The following is a 19217-nucleotide window of genomic DNA, read 5'->3' as shown; positions in this document are numbered from 1 at the left end:
GTGGGGCCGGACGGTCTTCCAGCGGGAATGACGCCGCGCGACGCATCCCGTTCCAACCGGGACTGTGCTTAGCTGCATGCGCGCCCCTAACCGGCGCCGGTCCGGAGAGCCCCGCCATGGATGCCCTGACGCTGATCCGCGAGACCTTCGCGCCGCTCCCGGGTAAGCGCCTCCTCGATATCGGCTGCGGGCCCGGGACCCTGGCGAAACGGCTCGTCGCGGACGGTGCGGCGGTGACCGGCATCGATCCGGGCGCCGCGGCTCTGGAGACGGCGCGGGCCGCCGTGCCTGGGGCGCGGTTCGAGGCCGCCTCGGCCGAGGCGCTGCCCTTTCCCGTGGCGCACTTCGACGGGGCCGTGATGTTCAACGCCCTGCACCATGTCCCGGACCCGGCCGCGGCGCTTGCCGAGGCGGCGCGGGTGCTGGTGCCGGGCGGCCTGCTGGTTGTGGTCGAGCCCCTGGCGGAGGGCAGCTTCTTCGACGCCCTGCGCCCCATCGAGGACGAGACCGCAGTCCGGGCCGCCGCGCAGGACGCCATCGCGGCGGCGCTAGATGCCGGCGCCTTGCTGTGCCGGCAGGACGTAACGGTGATGCGCCGCGAGAGCTTTGTCTCCCTCGACGCTTTCCTGGCGCGGGTCAGCGCGGTCGATCCGGCCCGGCTCGCGACGATCGAGGCGCGGCGCCCGGTGGTGGAGGCGGCGTTCCACGAGGCGGCCGAGCGTGAGGCCGACGGGCGCTACGCCCTGGTCCAGCCCCTGCGCATCCACGTCCTCCAGCCGGCCTGACGCCGGATCAGGCGTGGCGCTTCTTGGCGAGCCGGTCGAAGGCGATCAGCTCTTCGAGCAGCGCCGGCATGTCCCGAAGGGCCACCATGTTGGGGCCGTCCGAGGGGGCCCGGTCCGGATCGGGGTGGGTCTCGATGAACACGCCGGCGACGCCGACCGCCACCGCGGCCCGGGCCAGCACGGCGACGAATTCCCGCTGGCCGCCGGAGCTGGCGCCCTGCCCGCCCGGCTGCTGCACAGAATGGGTGGCGTCGAACACCACCGGCGCCCCGTGGGTCACCTGCGCCATGATCGGCAGGCTGCGCATGTCCGAGACCAGGGTGTTGTAGCCGAAGGAGGCGCCGCGCTCGGTGACGATGACGTTCGGGTTGCCGGCCTCGGTCACCTTGGCGGCGACGTGCTTCATGTCCCAGGGCGCCAGGAACTGGCCCTTCTTGATGTTGACCGCCCGGCCGGTGGAGGCGGCGGCCAGGAGCAGGTCGGTCTGGCGGCACAGGAAGGCCGGGATCTGCAGAACGTCCACCGCCTCGGCGGCCGGCGCGCATTGCTCGGCGGCGTGCACATCGGTGAGGACCGGCAGGCCCAAGGTCTCGCGGATCTCAGCGAAGACCGGCAGGGCGCCTTCGAGGCCGATGCCCCTTGCCGCGGTGCCGGAGGTCCGGTTGGCCTTGTCGAACGAGGTCTTGAACACGAGGCCGATCCCGAGGCCCGCCGCCATCTCCTTGAGCGCAGCGGCGATCTCCAGGGCGTGGTTGCGCCCTTCGAGCTGGCAGGGCCCGGCGATCAGCGTGAGCGGCAGGTGGTTGGCGAAGCGTGCTTCGCCGACCTGGACGACGGGGCCGGGTGTTTCGCGTGTCGACATGGGCTGCGCTCTACCCCGCGCCGCGGATTCGCGAAACCCCGGCCCGGGGTGCGACGCGGCAGACCGTGAGGTCGTCCCGGAGCCCGTCCGTCCGCGGTCCGGGCTCGCACAGCATCACCGCCCGGGCGGTGCCGCCCCGCTGTGGCGCGTCGGCGAGCAGGCTGTCCTGATGGAGGTTGAGCGCCAGCACCTCGGCGCCGGGGACGTCCGTCCCGGTGAGGGCTCGGGCGGCGAGCCCCACCAGGGTGAAATAGGCGCGCGGCGGCTCCCGGTCGCGGGAGGCGATCGTGATCCGGGCCGGCGCCCGGCAATCGAGGCTCATCCGCTCGGCATCCTGCGCGCGGAACACCGCGAACGGGCCTTCCCGCCCGGCGAGCGAGGCGCCCGTGATCCGGATCACCTTGGCCGCGAGAGCGTCGCAGGCATCCGCGGCGAGGGCCGGCGCCGCGGCAAGGACCAGGGCGCCGGCGAGGGCGGCCAGGATGGGGAGGCGCATCGGTGTGGGCTCCTGCGCGCCGGGCTAGGAGCCGGCGGGACGCTCCGAGAGATAGCGCGGGCGCATGCAACCGCGAAGATCCGCTGGGCCGGCGATTGGACAGGACGGCGTCGATGCCCGATTTGGGCGGGCGAACGCGCGCTCCCGCCGTCGCAGATCCAGGCAGCCCATGCTCCGATCCGTCCTCGCCGCCCTTTTGGCTTTGATGCTCCCCGGCGCCGCTCTGGCCGCGCCCGCCTACGGGCCCGAACTTGAAGGGTTCGACTACCCGTTCCCGGTGGAGCGCTATGCCTTCACGTCGCAGCGCCAACCCCTGCAGATGGCCTATCTCGACGTCGCACCGGAAAAGCCGAACGGGCGCACCGTCGTGCTGCTCCACGGCAAGAACTTCTGCGCGGCGACCTGGGAGAGCCAGATCCGGGCGCTCACGGGGGCCGGCTACCGGGTGATCGCCCCGGATCAGGTCGGGTTCTGCAAATCGAGCAAGCCGGCCGCCTATCAGTTCACGTTCCGCCAGCTCGCCGAGAACACCCGCGCCCTGCTGGACAAGCTGGGGATCGCGCGGCCGATCCTGGTCGGGCACTCCACCGGCGGCATGCTGGCCGCGCATTACGCCCTGCTCTACCCGAAGGACGTGGCCCAGCTGGTGCTGGTCAACCCGATCGGTCTGGAAGATTGGAGCGCCAAGGGCGTGCCCCCGACCTCGGTGGAGCAATGGTACCAACGCGAGCTGAAGGTCTCGGCGGAGTCGATCCGCGCCTACGAGACCGCGACCTATTACGCCGGCCAGTGGGAGCCCCGCTACGAGCCCTGGGTGACGATGCTGGCCGGGCTCAACGCCGGCCCCGGCAAGGAGGCGGTCGCCTGGGACTCGGCGCTCCTCTACGACATGATCCTGACCCAGCCGGTGGTCTACCGGCTGCCGCAGATCGCGGTGCCGACCCTGCTGATGATCGGCCAGAAGGACAACACGGCGATTGGCAAGGACCTCGCCCCGCCGGAGATGCGGGCCTCGCTCGGGAACTACCCGGAGCTGGGCAAGGCGGCCGCGAAGGCGATTCCAGGCGCCAAGCTCATGGAGTTCCCGGCGCTCGGCCACGCGCCGCAGATGTCCGACCCCGAGGGGTTCAACAGGGCGCTGATCGCGGGGATTTCGGTGCCGTGAATGTTCGGTCGTCTGCTTTCCGGAGCGGACGCATCGGAAGGCGTGCTCGACTTGTCTATCCCATCCTCGGCGTCATCCTGAGGTGGCGACGCGCAGCGTCGACCTCGAAGGAGCCCTCCAGAAGTCGTGGTGGATCCTGGACGGCTCCTTCCGAGGCCGAGCGATCTTCGATCGCCCGGCACCTCAGGATGAGGGGAGAGGTTTGGATGTCCGGTGTTCGCCGACGACCCGCGATGGCGGTCGTCGGAGCGAGCAGGTCCTAACCCTAGAAATACGACTTCAGCACGCCGCGGCGGCGGACGTCGAGGGTGGCGCAGTGGAACGAGCCGCCGAACGGGCCGTAGCTGAGGAACGGCGCCGGGATCGGGTCGAAGCCCCAATCCTTCAGAGCCTTGATCAGGGTCGGCTGGCTCTGGTCGACGACGATCTTCTTCTCGGTGATCGCGAGCACGTTGATCGAGGTCCAGGGCGAGCACATCGAGATCTTGCTCATGAAGCCCTCGACCGGGTCGGGGCGCGGGGCGATCAGCACGTCCCACTTCTTAAGCACGGCGGGCAGCTTCTCGACGTCGATGTAGTCCGGGTTCACCAGCACCTTGCCGGGCGCCAGCGGCATGAACGACGAGTCGATGTGCATCGGCTGCGGGCAGCGGCTCTCGATCTCGTGGATGCGGAAGCCCGGGCCGAGATGGCGGCGCAGCCACTCGATGCCCATTAGGTTGGTCACGTTCGAGCGGGTCACGAACAGGTCGCGGCCGCAGCGGACGAAATCGGCGGCGTCGAAGACCGGCTCGAATTCGTTGACCGTGAACTGCATCGGCTCGCCGGCCTTCAGGTTCGGCACCCGGTAATCGTAATTGTAGAGGTCGTCGGTGAGCTGCGGCCGCGGGGCCGAGGTCCAGCGGGCGCCGGCGCGGAAATATTCCTTGAACAGCGACCGGTAGGCGTCGCCCTCGAAGTAGCGCGAGCGCCAGCACATCGGGCTCTCGATGATCTCGTCGCCGATGACCAGATACGGGTCGCGCGGGCAGGCGACGCAGAAGCCCCGGGAGGTCCAGCGCGGCGCCTTGAACTTGCGCGAGAAATCCACCGCGTCGGGGCGGCGGATCTTCACGCCCTCGCCGGCCAGGATCTTGATGAAGTTGTCGAGCTCCTGCTGCGCCAGCTTCTTCATGAACTTCGGATATTTCCAGCCGCTGGCGAAGCGGTAGAACGGCTGGGCCGCCCGCGGCAGGTTGAAGATCACCGTGAGATGGTGAGTCGGGATGGTGGCGCCGTCGAGGGATCCGACGATCACCTCCTCCAGCGGGTCCCACTCGTTCCAGGCCATGACCGGGGAGTGAGGCGCCGGCACGCCCGGCGCCATTCCGCCCTGGGGACCGCCGGCATGCGTGTCGTCGCTCACGGCCTCGACGGCCGTGATCGGTGATTCGCGCTCCATGACGTGTGCCCCTTCTGCGACGTGCCGCGGTCTTCTGCGTAGGCGCCTTCGCCCCGCCACCGCTTTGGCTCCCGGTGTGTCAAACGGGTGATAGACACCGGTAATCCGTGCTGCAACGTGGCAGAAACGTTCTTGGTCGCCCGGACCTATTTCTGCCGCGACCGTGACCGATTTCCCGCATCAAGCCATTTGCGAGCTTGAAAGACCATTATGAAGCGCCTGACGACCTTGGCCTCGATCGCCGGTCTCTGCACAGTCGTCGGCCTGTTCATGTCTTCCGGCCTGGAGGACGTGTCGGCCGCGGTCATGAGCGCCGGCTGGGGCGCCGCCCTCGTGGTGGTCGCCCGCCTTGCGGCCGTCGCCTGGGCGGGGCTCGGCTGGCACGTGGTGTTCCCGGCGGGCGCGGCCCGGCTGGTCGACTGCGTCTCGCTGCGGTTCGTGCGTGAGGGAATCAACACGCTGCTGCCGGTGGCGACCGTGGGCGGCGATTTCGTCGGCGCACGGCTGATGTCCAAGCGCGGCGTCCCGGGCGCGATGGCCGGCGCCAGCATGTTCGTGGACCTGATGACGCAGGCGCTGACGCAGCTCTTGTTCACCGTCATCGGCCTCGGCCTGCTGGTCCTGATCGCCGGTGACGGCCCGATCGCCCGGACGGTGGCGGGCGGCCTGGCCGTGGCCGTGCCGGCGCTGGGCGCCTTCTATCTCATCCAGCGGCGGGCCGGGCACCGGATCATCCAGGGCCTGATGAGCCGCTTCGCCTCGGGCCGCGAGTGGCGCGCCTTCGGCGCTATCGACCAGCTCTACGACAGCCTGCGCCGGATGTACGGCAATCACGGCCGCTTCGTCGCCGCGCTGGCGATCCACCTCGTGGGCTGGGTCATCGGCACCCTCGAAGTCTATGTCTGCCTGCATTTCATGGGCTACCCGGTGGATTTCGCCCAGGCCCTGGTGATCGAGAGCCTGGCTCAGGCGGTCCGCGGCGCCGCCTTCGCGGTGCCGGGCGCGCTCGGCGCCCAGGAGGGCGGCCTGATCGCCCTGTGCGGCCTGTTCAACATTCCCGCCGAGGCGGCCCTGGCCCTGTCGCTGGTCAAGCGCTTCGCCGATCTCGGCGTCGGCGTGCCGGGCCTCCTGCTCTGGCACCGGATCGAGGCCAAGCTCGCGGCCGAGACCGCGGTGGAGACCGATCGCGAGCCGGACGTCGCCATCGGCCGCACGGCCAAGCTGGTGCCGCAGCCGGCGACGCTCGGCCCGTTCTACAGCTACGCCCCGCCCCGCATGGGTTCGCGGATCGGCGATGGCGAGGAGTTGAAGAAGTGCGCCTGACCCGTCGGCTCGCGGCCGCTGCCTTGCTGGCCGCCCCCCTCCTCGCTCCCGTCTGCGCCTGGGCCGCGGACGATCCCGCGGTGCAGACCGTGCGCGATCTCTACGCCGCCTTCACCGACGCCTTGAAGGACGGCCCGAGCCCCCTGCCCGCCCGGGTCGCGGCCGTGGGGCCGGCGCTCGAGAAGGCGTTCGACTTCCCGGCCATGACCCGCGTCGCGGTCGGCTCGAAATGGTCGGGCTTCACCCCGGAACAGCAGGCGGCGGTCACCGACGCATTCAAGCGCAGCCTGACCGTCACCTATGCCAATCGCCTCGCCCGGGCCGCCGGTGGCAAGTTCGAGGTGACCCCGAAGGTCGAGGAACGCGGCAGCCAGCGCGTCGTGCCGACCCGGGTCACCGCGGCCGACGGCGACGATTCCGCGGTCGATTTCGTGGTGAATGCCGAGAACCGCATCCAGGACGTGCTGCTCAACGGCGATGTCAGCGAGATCGCCGCGCAGCGCAACGCGCTGTCCGCCCCGTTGAAATCGGGCGGCGCCGACGCGGTGGTGAAGTTCCTCCGTCAGCGCGCCGACGGCATGCTCGCCGCAAAACCGACACCGTGACTACCGACGCCGTGCGTGCCGCCCTGATCGGGCCGCACGCGGCCATCGCCGCCTGAGGCGGCCGGACGACCGCACGGACCCGACCGGATGGATTTCACCGCCCTGGCGCTCACCGCATTGTCGTGGCTCTCGCTGCTCTGCCTCCTGTTGGCGATCGCGGGCTGCCTCTATGCTCTGGCGGCCGCCTACCTGGCCGGCCGCTTCGCCGCCCGGCCCGTGCCGGCGCTGGCGGCGGACGCGCCCCGCCCGTCCGTGACGGTGCTCAAGCCGCTCTGTGGCCTGGAGCCCAACCTGTACGAGAATCTCGAGACCGTGCTGCGCCAGGATTATGCCGGCCCGGTCCAGGTGGTGTTCGGTGTGCAGAAGGCTGCGGACCCGGCCATCGGCGTGGTCGAGCGGCTCAAGCAGGCCTATCCGGCCGCCCGCATCGACCTGGTGATCGACGGCCGGCAGCACGGCTCGAACCGCAAGGTCTCGAACTTGATCAACATGGCCGAGCGGATCGCCCACGACGTGATCGTTCTGGCCGACAGCGACATGGTGGTCCGGCCGGACTACCTCGAGCGGCTGGTCGCCGAGCTGTCGCAGGACGGCGTCTCCGGCGTCACCTGCCTGTATCACGGCGTCCCGGCCTTCCGGGGCCTCTACGACCAGCTCTCGGCGCTGGCGATCGACGTCCAGTTCCTGCCCAACGTGGTGATGGGCCTGAGCCTCGGGCTCGCCAAGCCGTGCTTCGGCTCGACCATCGCGTTCACCCGGGAGAACCTTGAAGCGGTGGGCGGCTTCCGCCGCTTCCGCAACGACCTCGCCGACGATTACGCGATCGGCGCCGCCCTGCGCGGCCTCGGCGGCCGGGTGGTGATCCCGAGCTTCACCATCGGCCATACCAGCGTCGACACCGACCTCTCCGGCCTGTGGCGGCACGAGCTGCGCTGGAACCGCACGATCCGCAACGTCGACCCGGCAGGCTATGCCGGCTCGATCGTCACCCACGCCTTCCCGCTGGCCCTGGTGGGCGCGCTGCTGCCCGGCGCCGGCACCGGCGCGCTGGTGGTGGCGGGCTTGGCGCTCGCCGGCCGGATCGTCCTATGCCGGCAACTCGAGCGGGCCTTCGGCCTCGCCCCGCACCCCTACGGACTGTTGCCGATCCGCGACATCCTCTCGTTCCTGAACTTCTCCTGGGCCTTCGTGTCGGGGGCGGTGACATGGAAAGGTCATGATTATCACGTGGTTGCGGACGGTACTCTGATCCCGGACGCCGAACTCGGTCACGACGCCGGCGCGCCCACCCGCTGATCCCGGCTTTCGCTTCCTCACCCCTCCCCCGGCAACGCCCTGAGGCCTTGAACCCCATGCGCACGCTCTTCCTCCAGGCCCCCACCTTCGACGGTTTCGACGGCGGTGCCGGCTCCCGTTACCAGGCCAAGCGCGAGATCAAGTCGTTCTGGTACCCGACCTGGCTGGCCCAGCCGGCCGCCCTGGTGCCGAACTCGAAGCTGATCGACGCCCCCCCGCACAACATCAAGCTTCCCGAGATCGTGGCCCAGGCCAAGGATTTCGACCTCGTGGTGCTCCACACCTCGGTGCCGTCGTTCAAGTCCGACGTGAAGACGATCGAGGCGCTCAAGGCCGCGAACCCGAAGCTGATCGCCGGCCTGATCGGCGCCAAGGTCGCGGTCGACGCCGCCGGCGCGATGGCTCAGGCCCCGGTGGTCGATTTCTGCGCCCGCAACGAGTTCGACTTCACCGTCAAGGAAGTCGCCGACGGCGTCCCGATGGCTCAGATCAAGGGTCTGTCCTATCGCGATGCGAACGGCGTCGTGGTCCATAACGAGGACCGCGAGATCATGACCGACATGGACCAGCTGCCCTTCGTCACCAGCGTCTACAAGCGCGACCTGGAGATGGAGAAGTACTTCATCGGCTACCTGAAGCACCCCTACATCTCGTTCTACTCGGGCCGCGGCTGCAAGAGCCGCTGCACCTTCTGCCTGTGGCCCCAGACGGTCGGCGGGCACACCTACCGCACCCGCTCGGTCGCCCACGTGATCGAGGAGATCAAGTACTGCCTGAAGGAGTTCCCCCAGACCAAGGAGTTCTTCTTCGACGACGACACCTTCACCGACAACCTGCCGCGCGCGGAGGAGATCGCCCGCGAGCTCGGCAAGCTCGGCGTCACCTGGTCGTGCAACGCCAAGGCGAACGTGCCGCGTGAGACCCTGAAGGTGCTCAAGGAGAACGGCCTGCGCCTGCTGCTGGTCGGTTACGAGTCCGGCAACCAGACCATCCTGCACAACATCAAGAAGGGCATGCGGGTCGAGGTCGCCGAGAAGTTCACCAAGGATTGCCACGAGCTGGGCATCGCCATCCACGGCACCTTCATCCTCGGCCTGCCGGGCGAGACCAAGGAGACGATCCAGGAGACGATCGCCTTCGCCAAGCGGATCAACCCGCACACGATCCAGGTCTCGCTGGCGGCGCCCTATCCGGGCACCTTCCTGTACAAGCAGGCGGTGGAGAACGGCTGGCTCGACATCGAGAACGCCGAGCTCGTCGACGAGAACGGCGTGCAGGTCGCGCCGCTGCACTACCCGCACCTGTCGCACACCGAGATCTTCACCTCGGTGGAGGAGTTCTACAAGAAGTTCTACTTCCGGGCCCCGAAGATCGCCTCGATCGTCGGCGAGATGGTGCGCTCCCCCGACATGATGAAGCGTCGCCTGCGCGAGGGCGTGGAGTTCTACCGCTTCCTCAAGGAGCGTCAGGGCACCGCCAAGGCGGCGTAAGTCAGGGATCCGGGGCCTGCGGCCCCGGCGGGGAGCGGGGCGGAGCCCCGCCCCTACCCAGGGCTCCGCCCTGGACCCGCGAGAGGGCTCGCCCTCTCGACACCCCTTACGAGGTCGTTGTGAAGCGTCTTGTCGTTACGGCCGATGATTTCGGGCTGAGTCTCGAGGTCAACGAGGCCGTCGAGCAGGCTCACCGGGAGGGGATCCTCACCGCGGCGAGCCTGATGGTCTCGGCGCCTGCCGCCGCCGATGCCGTGGCCCGGGCGAAGCGGATGCCGTCCCTGCGGGTCGGCCTCCACCTCGTGCTCGTCGAAGCTTGGCCGACCCTGCCGGCGGCGCAGCTGCCCGACCTGACCGATGCCGACGGCCTGATGCGCGCCGATATGGCCCGGGTCGGCCTCGACCTCGCCCGCAAGCCCGCCGCCCGGCGCCAGCTCGCCGCCGAGATCACGGCGCAGTTCGAGGCCTACCGGGCGACCGGCCTGCCCCTCGACCACGTCAACGCCCACAAGCACTTCCACGTCCACCCGCTGATCGCCGGCGCGGTGCTGCGCATCGGCCGCGACTACAACATGCGGGCGATCCGCGTCCCCCGGGAGCCGCGCCAGCTGCTCCGTCGGGCCGAGGCCAGCGCCCGGCCCCGGCCGGCCCTCGACATCGCCCCCTGGTCGGCCCTGCTCGCCGTGCGCGCCCGTCAGGCCGGCCTGCTGATTCCCGACCGGACCCTCGGGCTCGCCTGGTCCGGCGCCATGACCCCGCTGCGCGTGGCGGCGCTCCTGGCGCAGCTTCCGGACGGCCTCACCGAGCTCTACACGCACCCGGCCACGGCCGGCGGCTTCCCCGGCGAGGCGCCGGGCTACCTCTACGCCGCCGAGCGCGACGCGCTGATCGCCCCCGCCTCCCGGGCGGCGGCGGATGCGTCGGGTGCGGTCAGGGGCGGGTTTTCGGACTTTTCGGGTTAGGGGCGTCCGAAGTTGCTGCGAAGCGAGCCGCTAGAGGGTGGTCGCGCAAGGCGTGGTCAACCGTAACGAGGCGTCGGCCTTCTATGAGGCACTGCGCCAGCAACATCCTGTCGAACGGGTCACGCGTCGGCGGCATCGGTTCGATGGCCGCGACGGCGTGCGAAGCCGTGATTGGCAGCATACCGATGCCGACCGCCTCGAAGAACTCTGCCAACATCCCGAGCGGCATGCCGGGATCCAGTTTACCGAGACGCGCCTTGATTGCGATCTCTCAGAGGCTCGCGGCGCTGGCCGCAAGATCCATATTAGGTCGAGCAAGCGCCCGCGATCGACGGACTCACTGCATCGAGCCGCTTCAGCGCGATGGCAAGAAGGATGTGGCTATCGAGCAGCAGCCTCACGAGCCGGACGAGGGCTGGATGAGGAAATCCTCGGCCAAGGGATCGTCGAAATCGTCCGCGATGAAACCTGGACCGCGTGCAATTCCGTGGGCGCGCAAGAACGCCTCGCCAGCCTCAATGTCGAGCCCACGTCCCCGGCGATGGGGCACCAGGTCGAACACCGGCTTGCCGTTCCGCGTCACGACGATGGTCTCGCCGCCTTCGACGCGCGCGGCGAGCTCCACCAGGGCCGTTGCTGCTTTCTCCAACGCGATCGTCGTCATGCAGCGAGGTTAGAGCGCGTCGCATTCGCTGGGAAGATGCTCGTTTAAACGTGCCCTCAACGGACGCGCAGACGCGTTCCGGTGCTGCCAGCTCGCCCCTCTCTGATTGACGGACTATAATGTCTGACTAAGGTCAGCTATTATGACGTCCGATTCGATCGCCCGCTTTCGCCGCTTCGCCCGTGCCGTCACCGCGGAGGTCGGCGCCCTCGACAGCTCGTTCCTCGGCCGGGGCCGGCCCCTCGGGGCGGCCCGGGTGGTGAACGCGATCGGCGCCGGGCGCATGGACGTGGCCGAGATCCGCGCCTACCTGAATCTCGATTCCGGGCTGATGAGCCGCCTGCTGCGCAGCCTCGAGGACGAGGGCCTGGTCACCACCGAGCCGCATCCGGACGACGCCCGCCGCCGGGTCGCGCGCCTGACGGAGGCGGGGCGGCGCGAGTTTTCGGCCTACGAGGGCCTGTCCGATGCGCGCGCCTCGGCCCTGCTGGAGCGCGCGCCGCGCGCCGAGGAGCTCCTGCGCGCGATGGATCTGGTCGCCCTGACGCTCGGCCGCGACCGGATCACCATCGCGGAAGCCGACGCGCGCAGCGAGGCCGCCCGGTCCTGTCTGGAGGCGTATTATGCCGAATTGGCGCGCCGGCTGGAGACCGGGTTCGACGTCAAGCTGTCGTGCGATCCCGAGGCCGAGGCGATGGTCCGGCCGCGCGGGGCATTCCTGCTCGCGATGGCGGACGACCTGCCGGTCGGATGCGTCGGGCTGAAGGGCAGCGGCGGCCCGGTCGCCGAGGTCAAGCGGCTCTGGATCGACCCCGCAGCCCGGGGCTTCGGCCTCGCCCGCCGGCTGATGCAGGCCGTCGAGACGGCAGCCCGCGAGCTCTCGGTCGCGGTGCTGCGCCTCGACACCAACAGCGCGCTGCCGGAAGCCCTGGCGCTCTACCGCAAGACCGGCTGGGTCGCGATCGATCGCTTCAACGACGACCCCTACCCCGACCACTTCTTCGAGAAGACGCTCTGAGCGCTCCGGTGCCGGCCTACTTGGCCGGGACCGGATCCGACGGGGCGGTGCTCTTGCGCAGCGCGGCTGCGGCGGCCTTCTCGCCCTCCGGGCGGTCGTCGTCGCCCTGCGCGGGCGGCTCGCCCAGGGTCGCCGGCACCACGAAGAACGCCGCGATCAGGGTGAAGAACAGCGACAGCGCCAGCAACTTGCCCATGCTGGCCGTGCCCGGATGGCTCGACAGGACCAGGGAGCCGAAGGCGCTGCCGGTGGTTAGCGCCGAGAAGAAGATCGCCCGGGTCAGGCTGGAAGCCAGCATGTCGGTCACGCCCGCCCGCCACGCGATCACGTAATAGATGTGGAACGCGACGCCGACCGCGAGCATCAGCGGCAGGGCGATGATGTTGGCGAAGTTCAGCGGCATGTCGATCAGGCGCAGGGCCATCAGGGTCCACAGGGTCGCGATGACCAGCGGGCCCAGGGTCATCGCCACGTCCCAGGGCTTGCGCAGGGCCACCGACAGGATGACGAAGATCAGCACGAACGCCGTGATGGCGGCCTGCACGAAGGCGCCCAGGATCGTGTAAGTCGACCGCGTCGTGGCCACCGGGGCGCCGGTGGCGTGGGGGGCGACCTTCAGCACCTCGTCCGAGAAGGTGCGCAGCACCTCGTCGTCGTTCGAATCACCCTTGGGGTGAACCTCGATGCGCGCGCGTCCGTCCGCCGCGACCCAATCGGCCTTCAGCTGCGGCGGCAGGTTGTCCAGCGTGATCTTCTCCGGATGGAGCAGGTCGCGCAGGCGCTGGAGCAGCGGCACGAGATCCTTGGTCAGGGCGACCGAGGCCGCCTCCCGCATCTGCACCGGGCTGCCGGCGAGCGTGTCGAGGGTGCCGGCGAGCTGCTTGGCATTCTGGGCGCCCGCGGCCTCCTTGCCGTCGCCTGCGACGCCGTTGAGCGCCGCGGCGGCGTCCTTGAGCGCCTTGACGTTCTCGGCATCGGTCGGCGGCGGCGGCTTGCGGCCGGGATTGAGCACCGGATCCAGGAGCTGCGCCGTGTCGGCGATCGCCGCGAGCTTCTTGTCCTGGTCCCGCGGCACGAAGGTGTCGATGCTGTTGACCGACGAGGTCACCGGCAGCGCCGCCAGCGTCTTCGACAGGGCCGGGACCGCGTCGACGTTCGGGGCCAGCACGTCGATCAGGTTCGGGCTGGTCTCGGGGTTCTTGATCAGGTCGAGATAGGTCGCGATCGATTCCGTCTTCGCGCTGCGCAGGTGCATCGGGTTGGAATCGAAGGGCAGGTGCCAGAGCAGCGGCGCCCCGGCCAGGGTCACGACGCCGACCGCGATCAGGATCGGCTTGCGCTTGCGGATGATCCACGGGTCGACGCCGACCAGCCACGCGGTCTGCACCGCTTCCTTCTCGCCCTTGGGCTCGAACACCGCGATCAGCGCCGGCAGCAAGGTCAGGGAGAACAGGTAGGCCACGACCATGCCGACGCCGGCGATCAGGCCCAGCTCCGAGACGCCCCGGAAGGCGGTGGGCAGGAAGGCGAAGAAGCCGGCGACCAGCGACACGGCGGCCAGCGTCAGCGACCAGCCGACCCCGCGGGCGGCGGCCCGGATCGCGCTCTGGAGTGTGGGCTGCTCGTAGCGGTCCGCCCGGTAGCGCACCGAGAACTGGATGCCGAAATCGATGCCGAGACCGACGAACAGGGCCGCGAAGGCCACCGAGATCGGGTTCAGCTCCTTGACCATGATCAGGCCGAGGGCGGCGGTGACAATGAGGCCCGCGAAGGTGGTGATCAGCACCGCGCCGACGAGCTTGCCGGAGCGCAGCGCGAGCCACAGGAACAGGACGATCGCGCCGACGATGATGCTGTTGTTGAGGGCCGCATCCTCCGAGAGCGTGGCGAATTCCTCGTCCGCCACCGCGACCGTGCCGGTCAGCCGCATGCGCAGGCCGTGCTCGGAATCGATCTTGAGATCCTGCGCGACGTTGCGGATCAGCTTGGTCGCCTGGTAGCCGGGCTCCAGGGCGTTGAAGTCCAGCACCGGCTGGATGATCACGAACTTCATCTTGTCCGTGACGCTGCTCTGGCCGTTGGCCAGCAGCTCCTGCCACGACATCCGCGCGGGCTTGCCCGCCAGCACCTTCTGCAGGGTGGCGTCGATCTGGCCCATGGGCTTGTCGAGGTCTTCGAGCTTGGCGTCGCCGGACTTCACGCCGCGCGCGCCGAGCGACAGCACCCGCATGACGCCGCGTAGGGACGGGTCGGCAGCCAGCGGCCCGAGCAGCCCCTGCTGCTGGGTCAGCTCCTCCAGCGTCTTGTCGAGCTGGGCCTGGGGCATCAGCAGCAGGCCGTTCTTGTCGAAGAACGGGCCGCCATCGGGCCGGTACACGGTCTCGATCAGGTTTTTGTGGGCGGTCAGCGCCTTGGCCAGGTTGGCGGCCGCCTCTTCGGTCTCCTCGGGCGTCTCGCCGTTGATGACCGCCACGATGGTGTTGCCGCGCTGCGGGAACGCCTTCTCGAAATTGATCTCGTCCTGGCGCCAGGGCTCCTTCGGGTCGATCAGCCGCTCGACATCGGTGTTGATGCGGAACAGATGCGCCGCGACTCCCAGGCTCGCGACCGTGATCAACGCCATCAGGGCGATCACGATCCACCGATACCGCACCGAGAACGCGACGAGACCTTCGATCACGAGCACCCTGCCTGTTCGCCCCGGACGCGCCCCATGCGCGACCGGCTATTCACAACCGTCCCGGCCGGATCGGCGCGACCGGCCCTGCCGGGTTCGAGCGCCCACATGAAGGCCGCCGCGCGATCCGCGCGAACGCCCTTCGCATTCGGGGGACGCCGCACCGCCCAATCTGGTCGCGCGACGCGCGGGTGCAAGCCGGGCCTGTCCCGGACGGGACGCTGCGCAGCCGCTCGCCGCGGGCCACCCCTTGCAACGCGGCCACAGGGCTCAGTAAAGAGGGCGTCCCCAGATTGCAACGCGATCGCCGCGGCGCGGTCCTTGCCTCGGCCGATGTGCGGTAGCGCACTGCAATCCTGGGATGGGGACAAGAATCTTGGGATTACGGTCGCATTGCCGACGCAATGCACGTGCTGTCCTCAACCGTCAGGCGACCCGACCCGCCGATGCCACCGCGTCAAGCGCGTGTGGCTCGGTTGCGTCAGGAGCAGAATAAGTCGTTATGGCCTCGCCGAAACGGGGTCGTTTCAGATTAGTTCCAAGCTACATCGCTGGAATTCGAGTTTTTTTCGCGGTAAGCACCCCGACGCCCCGGGGCCGACGCAGTAAGGAGCCGCAATCTTGGGTATCCCCCTCCGGTACGTCGCGAAGATCGGCGGCTACATCCTCAAGCAGCACCTCACGGGCCGCAAGCGCTACCCGCTGGTGATGATGATGGAACCCCTGTTCCGCTGCAATCTCGCCTGCGCCGGCTGCGGTAAGATCGATTACCCGGACGAGATTCTGAACAAGCGGCTTCCGGTCGCCGACGCGCTCGAATCCGTGCGTGAGTGCGGCGCCCCCGTGGTGGTGATCGCCGGTGGCGAGCCGCTGCTGCACAAGGATCTGCCGCAGATCGTCCAGGGCATCATCGATCAGAAGAAGTTCGCGATCGTCTGCACGAACGCGCTTCTGCTCGAGAAGAAGATCAAGGACTACAAGCCGAGCCCGTACTTCACCTGGTCGATCCATCTGGATGGCGACAAGGAGATGCACGACCAGTCGGTGTGCCAGCGCGGCGTCTACGACAAGGCGGTCTCGGCCATCGCCAAGGCGAAGGAGATGGGCTTCCGGGTCACCATCAACTGCACCTTCTTCAACAATTCCTCGCCCGAGAAGATCGCCGACTTCTTCGACAGCGTGACCCGGATGGGTATCGACGGCATCACCGTCTCCCCCGGCTACGCCTACGAGCGCGCCCCCGACCAGAAGCACTTCCTGAACCGCAAGGCGACCAAGGAGCTGTTCCGCGGCGTGTTCCGGCACGGCAAGGAGAAGGGCCGCGAGAAGTGGACCTTCCAGCAGTCGGGCCTGTTCCTCGACTTCCTGGCCGGCAACCAGACCTACCATTGCACCCCCTGGGGTAACCCGACCCGCACCGTGTTCGGCTGGCAGAAGCCCTGCTACCTGCTCGGCGAGGGCTACGCGGCGACCTTCAAGGAGCTGATGGAAGAGACCGACTGGGACGCCTACGGCACCGGCAACTACGAGAAGTGCGCCGACTGCATGGTCCATTCGGGCTACGAGGCCTCCTCGGTGGTCGATTCGGTCCGCAAGCCCTGGAAGCCGCTGGTGCACGCGATCCGCGGCATCAAGACCGACGGCGCCATGGCGCCGGAGGTCAGCCTGGAGAACCAGCGCCCCGCCGAGTTCGTGTTCTCGCGCAACGTCGCCCAGAAGCTCTCCGAGATCAAAGCGGCCGGCGTGGACACCAAGCAGGAAGCCCGCAAGCGCACGGCCGCCTGATCGGCACGCACTATCGCGTTCAAGAGGCCGCCGCGGGGTTCCGCGGCGGCCTTTTTCGTTCGTGCCGCCCACCAGCGGAATGACCGGTCAAAGCAGACATACAGGTGTCATCCGAGTTTCCTAGCTGCGGCCAAGCTTGGGGGCGAGATGATGGCACGAGGAACGCGCGCGGCGCAGGTTGCGGAGGCGATCGGACTGTTCGTGGCAGCGGCCAGTTCAGCCGCCGCTCAGTCGCAGGCGGTCAGGACGCCGAACTTGATCTATGCCGACGGCCCGGTCGCGGTCGATCTCAACGGTTCGACCTTCGTCAATCACGGTCTTCAGGGTGTCGGGCGGATCTCCGCCTCGACGCGCGACTTCCTGGGCGACACGCTCGGCTCGTTCTCGTCGCTCGCGATCGATCCGAGCACGTGGCGGCGCACCGGCGCCGGCTATAGCGGCACGCTCTACACATTGCCGGACCGGGGCTACAACGACCCGAGCGGTGGCCTGTTCTCCGACTATGCCGGCCGCCTGAACCGGTTCACGCTCACCCTCGTGCCCGAGCCGGGCGTGAATCTCCCGCAATCGACGGCCTCCCAACGGCAGATCACGCTGACGCCGAGCGGTGGGATCGTGCTGACCGACGCCAACGGTCAGCGCTTCAGCGGGCTCGACCCGAGCACGGGCACCACCGTGCAGCTCGGCCGGGTCCTGCCTTCGGCCGCCACCGGTCCGAGCGCCGGCCGGATCAGCCTGGACGCCGAGGGCCTGGCCCGGCGGCTCGACGGATCGTTCTACGTCAGCGACGAGTACGGCCCGAACATCTACTATTTCAACGCGAGCGGCCGGCTTCAGGGCGTGCTCGGCATTCCCGACGCGTTCCGGCCGGTCACGAACGGTCAGGTGAACTTCAATTCCGTGACCCCGCCCGATACGGGGCGGCGCAACAACCAGGGATTCGAGGCGCTCTCGCTGACGCCGGACGGCCGCAGCCTCGTCACCATCCTGCAGAGCGCCACGCTGCAGGATTCGGGGCCGGGCCAGCAGCAGCGCGCCAACACCCGGATCCTGGTCTACGACATCTCGACCAATCCGACCCCGGCGGCGCCGGTGCGGGGCTACGCCCTGCAATTGCCGGTCTATCGGGACAACGGCGATGGCGGCGCGCCGAACCGCACGGCGGCGCAGAGCGAGATGCTCGCCCTCAACGACACCCAGTTCCTCGTCCTCTCGCGCGACGCGAACGGCCTCGGCACCGGCAACACCACGCCGATCGTGTTCAAGAGCGTGCTGCTCGTCGATATCGGCGGGGCGACCAACCTCACGGGCACGGTCTTCGACGGGACGACCCCGATGGCGCCCGGCGGCGTCCTGCGCTCCGACATCCGGCCGGCCCAGGCGACCGAGCTGGTGAACATGCTGAACCCGGTCGAGCTCGGCCGGTTCGGCATGAACCTTAACAGCAACCCGGCGACGCGCACGACCCTGTCGGAGAAGATCGAGGCGATGGGCCTCGTCCCGGTCCTCAGCGAGCTGGCCCCCAACGATTACTTCCTGCTGGTCGGCAACGACAACGACTTCCTCACCCGCCGGGGCGTCGTGAACGGCGAAGCCTACGATGCCGGGATCGAGAACGATTCGATCCTCCTCGCCTACCGGCTGACGCTCCCGACCTATGTGGATCCCTACTCCCTCGCGGTGATGAAGCGGACCGCACCGATCGTCCTGCAGGGGCTGGGCAGCGCGACGCTGGGCTACGCGGCGTCGGCGACGCAGGGCGTCCAGGACCATCTCTCCGCCCTGCGCCGGGGCACCGGCCTCGCCGGCCCGTGGAGCCAGGCCGGCGGCGTCTGGGTCGGCGGCAACTTCCTGTTCGCCGATCAGCCGCGGAACGGCGATCTCACCCTCGACCGGACGATCCTCCAGGGCAGCGCCGGTCTCGACCTGCCCCTCGACGGCCCCTGGCGGGCGGGCGTCGCCCTGGGCGGCGGCGGCGGCACGCTCAGCCGTCCGGGCGGGTTCCGGCAGGAGCACAGCGCCTTCACGGTCTCGGGCTATGCCGGCTATTACGAGCCCGACTTCTACGTGCAGGGCATCGTCGGCGGCGCCCCCGATATCGCCCTCGACCGGATCACCCGCCCGGCGGCTTACGGGCTGACCGCCAGCGCCCGGACCTCCGCCAGCGCCCTCGCGCTCGACATCGAGGCGGGACGCCCGTTCCGGATCGGCGATTTCGGCCTGACGCCGTTCGTCGGGCTGACCCATCTGGCCGGTCACGTCGACGGCTTCACCGAGACCGGCGCGGCCGGCAACAACGTCGCCTATCGCGGCCTCAACGTCTTCCAGACCACCACCCGGCTCGGGGCCGAACTGGCCTTCTACGGCTTCGGCGACGTGATCCCGTCGCTGCGGGTCGCCTACAACCTCGCCACCGGCCCGCAGGGCAGCACCGGCTTCGCCCGGCTCGCCAGCGTCCAGAACCCGCTGGCCGGGGCCTCGATCCCGGTGCCGTTCCTGCGCGACGATTTCGTGAGTGCCGGGGCCGGCCTGCAGGGCAGCCTGACCGAGCAGCTGGGCTGGCGCGTCGACTACCTCGCCTCGGTCGGCACGCGCGCCGGTATCGGCCACGGCGTGACGGTGGGCCTGCGCTATCAGTGGTGAGCGGG

16 protein-coding genes are annotated in these 19217 nt (G+C 69.2%); 10 read left to right on the top strand and 6 right to left on the bottom strand.

Going from position 1 to position 19217, the window contains the following annotated elements:
* Positions 1 to 116 precede the first annotated feature (116 nt).
* A complete protein-coding gene (locus LGR69_RS10190) occupies positions 117 to 785 on the top strand; it encodes a class I SAM-dependent methyltransferase (protein ID WP_230365949.1) in 669 nt (222 codons plus the stop codon).
* 7 nt (positions 786 to 792) lie between these two features.
* On the opposite strand, the gene kdsA is transcribed toward LGR69_RS10190, so the two are convergent.
* A complete protein-coding gene (gene kdsA, locus LGR69_RS10185; protein WP_230365948.1) occupies positions 793 to 1647 on the bottom strand; it encodes a 3-deoxy-8-phosphooctulonate synthase in 855 nt (284 codons plus the stop codon).
* A gap of 10 nt (positions 1648 to 1657) precedes the next feature.
* Positions 1658 to 2143, bottom strand: coding sequence for a hypothetical protein (locus LGR69_RS10180; RefSeq protein ID WP_230365947.1), 486 nt, complete (start codon positions 2141 to 2143; stop codon positions 1658 to 1660).
* 169 nt (positions 2144 to 2312) lie between these two features.
* Between LGR69_RS10180 and LGR69_RS10175 the strand changes: the two genes are divergently transcribed.
* A complete protein-coding gene (locus LGR69_RS10175) occupies positions 2313 to 3308 on the top strand; it encodes an alpha/beta fold hydrolase (RefSeq protein ID WP_230365946.1) in 996 nt (331 codons plus the stop codon).
* Positions 3309 to 3573: 265 nt separating this feature from the next.
* Here the strand turns inward: LGR69_RS10175 and LGR69_RS10170 are convergent, their stop codons facing one another.
* Entirely contained in the window at positions 3574 to 4749 is a 1176-nt protein-coding gene (locus tag LGR69_RS10170; protein ID WP_007566217.1) for a hypothetical protein, read from the bottom strand.
* Positions 4750 to 4959: 210 nt separating this feature from the next.
* Here LGR69_RS10170 and LGR69_RS10165 point away from each other — a divergent pair, with 210 nt between their 5' ends.
* From LGR69_RS10165 to hpnK, 5 genes are all read left to right on the top strand, one after another.
* Positions 4960 to 6072 carry a flippase-like domain-containing protein gene (locus tag LGR69_RS10165; protein ID WP_091863840.1) on the top strand — a complete coding sequence of 371 codons (1113 nt, stop codon included), beginning with the start codon at positions 4960 to 4962 and terminating at the stop codon, positions 6070 to 6072.
* On the top strand, positions 6063 to 6677 hold the full coding sequence (locus LGR69_RS10160) for an MlaC/ttg2D family ABC transporter substrate-binding protein (RefSeq protein ID WP_230365945.1): 615 nt from the start codon (positions 6063 to 6065) through the stop codon (positions 6675 to 6677). The genes LGR69_RS10165 and LGR69_RS10160 overlap by 10 nt, the downstream gene beginning before the upstream one ends.
* A gap of 87 nt (positions 6678 to 6764) precedes the next feature.
* Positions 6765 to 7973, top strand: coding sequence for a bacteriohopanetetrol glucosamine biosynthesis glycosyltransferase HpnI (gene hpnI, locus LGR69_RS10155; protein WP_230365944.1), 1209 nt, complete (start codon positions 6765 to 6767; stop codon positions 7971 to 7973).
* Between the two features lie 56 nt (positions 7974 to 8029).
* On the top strand, positions 8030 to 9463 hold the full coding sequence (gene hpnJ / locus LGR69_RS10150) for a hopanoid biosynthesis associated radical SAM protein HpnJ (protein WP_007566224.1): 1434 nt from the start codon (positions 8030 to 8032) through the stop codon (positions 9461 to 9463).
* A 119-nt stretch (positions 9464 to 9582) separates the two neighbouring features.
* Positions 9583 to 10425, top strand: coding sequence for a hopanoid biosynthesis-associated protein HpnK (gene hpnK, locus LGR69_RS10145; RefSeq protein WP_230365943.1), 843 nt, complete (start codon positions 9583 to 9585; stop codon positions 10423 to 10425).
* Here the strand turns inward: hpnK and LGR69_RS10140 are convergent.
* Complete coding sequence (locus LGR69_RS10140; protein WP_230365942.1) at positions 10394 to 10654, bottom strand: PIN domain-containing protein; 261 nt, start codon at positions 10652 to 10654, stop codon at positions 10394 to 10396. The two genes, hpnK and LGR69_RS10140, sit on opposite strands and share 32 nt — an antisense overlap.
* A 168-nt stretch (positions 10655 to 10822) precedes the next feature.
* Complete coding sequence (locus LGR69_RS10135) at positions 10823 to 11089, bottom strand: type II toxin-antitoxin system Phd/YefM family antitoxin (RefSeq protein WP_230365941.1); 267 nt, start codon at positions 11087 to 11089, stop codon at positions 10823 to 10825.
* 142 nt (positions 11090 to 11231) lie between these two features.
* Here LGR69_RS10135 and LGR69_RS10130 point away from each other — a divergent pair, with 142 nt between their 5' ends.
* The gene (locus LGR69_RS10130; protein ID WP_230365940.1) at positions 11232 to 12107 is read left to right on the top strand and encodes a helix-turn-helix domain-containing GNAT family N-acetyltransferase; all 876 of its coding nucleotides are present in this window, start codon (positions 11232 to 11234) and stop codon (positions 12105 to 12107) included.
* 16 nt (positions 12108 to 12123) lie between these two features.
* Here LGR69_RS10130 and LGR69_RS10125 read toward each other — a convergent pair whose 3' ends face one another.
* A complete protein-coding gene (locus LGR69_RS10125) occupies positions 12124 to 14787 on the bottom strand; it encodes an MMPL family transporter (RefSeq protein ID WP_230365939.1) in 2664 nt (887 codons plus the stop codon).
* Between the two features lie 618 nt (positions 14788 to 15405).
* Between LGR69_RS10125 and hpnH the strand changes: the two genes are divergently transcribed.
* Positions 15406 to 16569 (top strand): adenosyl-hopene transferase HpnH, encoded by a 1164-nt coding sequence (hpnH, locus tag LGR69_RS10120; protein ID WP_007566232.1) that lies wholly within the window; start codon positions 15406 to 15408, stop codon positions 16567 to 16569.
* A 255-nt stretch (positions 16570 to 16824) separates the two neighbouring features.
* The gene (locus LGR69_RS10115; RefSeq protein WP_230365938.1) at positions 16825 to 19212 is read left to right on the top strand and encodes an esterase-like activity of phytase family protein; all 2388 of its coding nucleotides are present in this window, start codon (positions 16825 to 16827) and stop codon (positions 19210 to 19212) included.
* The last annotated feature ends 5 nt before the right edge of the window (positions 19213 to 19217 follow it).

The organism is Methylobacterium brachiatum (assembly GCF_020523825.1).
Lineage (GTDB): Bacteria > Pseudomonadota > Alphaproteobacteria > Rhizobiales > Beijerinckiaceae > Methylobacterium > Methylobacterium brachiatum.
Note: the sequence above shows the minus strand (reverse complement) of the source record. Positions and strands in the feature narration are given on the sequence as shown.

Coding starts and splice junctions, on each gene's coding strand:
- LGR69_RS10135 (WP_230365941.1), bottom strand. CDS start 11,089: ATGACGACGATCGCGTTGGAGAAAGCAGCAACGGCCCTGGTGGAGCTC.
- hpnJ (WP_007566224.1), top strand. CDS start 8,030: ATGCGCACGCTCTTCCTCCAGGCCCCCACCTTCGACGGTTTCGACGGC.
- LGR69_RS10190 (WP_230365949.1), top strand. CDS start 117: ATGGATGCCCTGACGCTGATCCGCGAGACCTTCGCGCCGCTCCCGGGT.
- LGR69_RS10140 (WP_230365942.1), bottom strand. CDS start 10,654: ATGCCGCTCGGGATGTTGGCAGAGTTCTTCGAGGCGGTCGGCATCGGT.
- LGR69_RS10180 (WP_230365947.1), bottom strand. CDS start 2,143: ATGCGCCTCCCCATCCTGGCCGCCCTCGCCGGCGCCCTGGTCCTTGCC.
- kdsA (WP_230365948.1), bottom strand. CDS start 1,647: ATGTCGACACGCGAAACACCCGGCCCCGTCGTCCAGGTCGGCGAAGCA.
- LGR69_RS10130 (WP_230365940.1), top strand. CDS start 11,232: ATGACGTCCGATTCGATCGCCCGCTTTCGCCGCTTCGCCCGTGCCGTC.
- LGR69_RS10175 (WP_230365946.1), top strand. CDS start 2,313: ATGCTCCGATCCGTCCTCGCCGCCCTTTTGGCTTTGATGCTCCCCGGC.
- hpnI (WP_230365944.1), top strand. CDS start 6,765: ATGGATTTCACCGCCCTGGCGCTCACCGCATTGTCGTGGCTCTCGCTG.
- LGR69_RS10165 (WP_091863840.1), top strand. CDS start 4,960: ATGAAGCGCCTGACGACCTTGGCCTCGATCGCCGGTCTCTGCACAGTC.
- LGR69_RS10170 (WP_007566217.1), bottom strand. CDS start 4,749: ATGGAGCGCGAATCACCGATCACGGCCGTCGAGGCCGTGAGCGACGAC.